The organism is Sinorhizobium terangae, assembly GCF_009601505.1.
GTDB classification, from domain to species: Bacteria; Pseudomonadota; Alphaproteobacteria; order Rhizobiales; family Rhizobiaceae; genus Sinorhizobium; species Sinorhizobium terangae.
In genome coordinates this window covers 1-1,043 of sequence record NZ_WITC01000022.1, presented here as the reverse complement: position 1 = coordinate 1,043, position 1,043 = coordinate 1, and the positions used below count along the sequence as shown (strand labels likewise).

1 protein-coding gene is annotated in these 1,043 nt (G+C 58.0%); it reads right to left on the bottom strand.

Going from position 1 to position 1,043, the window contains the following annotated elements:
* The coding region (locus tag GHK62_RS04035) for an amino acid adenylation domain-containing protein (RefSeq protein WP_153437052.1) at positions 1-1,043 on the bottom strand (1,043 nt) is incomplete at both ends.

The window sequence follows — 1,043 nt, the reverse complement described above, 5'->3', positions numbered from 1 at the left end:
CTGGCTCATCGCTGAACGGATCGGCCATAAACCGCTCCGCCGTCAGCTCCGGGCGGTTGAGGTAGCCGCGCGCCACCCCCGCCCCGCCGATATAGAGCTCGCCCACCGCCCCGAACGGCACAGGCCCACCATGCGCGTCCAGCACATACACCCGCGTGTTCGCAATCGGACGGCCGATCGGGATGGAGGTCATGTCCTCGACAGATTTCGCGATCTCGCAGACTGTCGCGAAGGTCGTCGTCTCCGTCGGACCGTAGCAGTGAATGAGACGTACAGGACCTTCTTCTCTCAGCAATTTTAGAAATGAGGGAAGATCATTGCGCTCGCCTCCGCAGAGGAGGTACTTAAGCCGTGCTAACGTCGGCGCGATCAATGATGTATATTGGTTAAATAATGCTGTCGTTAGAAAAAGTATTGTCACCCGCTGCTGTTTAAGTGCCTTGGCAAAATCCGCAGGATTTATGCCATCCATTGCAATAATGCAGCCACCGTTAAGCAGCGGTGCCCACACTTCAAATGTGCTGGCATCAAAGGCAGGATTACTCGCCCATGCCACACGATCTCCGGCATCGATCTTCGCATATCCATTGCTGATCACGAGCCGGTTGACAGCACGATGAGGCACCACAACTCCCTTGGGAAGGCCCGTCGAGCCAGACGTGTACATCACGTAAGCGGCAGCGTCGGCGCTCAATGCCAGGCCAAGATCGACACTGGACTTGGTTCCAGCTATCAGCGGCTCAATGGGCAAAACAGGGATCGTCGCCTTGACCAGATCCCGATCGTCACTCTCGCTAAGCACCAAGCGTGCAGCACAATCGGCAATCAGCCATTCTTGTCGCGCAGATGGAAGAGCGCGATCGATCGGCACATACACTCCCCCCGCCTTCAAGATCGCCAGCTGCGCCACCACAAGAGAGACGGAGCGGTCCAGCATTGTCGCAACGCTATCACCGGGCTTCACGCCGAGCCCGATCAGATGATGGGCCAGCCGATTGGCGCGCGCATTGAGCTCGCCATAGCTCAGACGCTCGTCCTCGTGG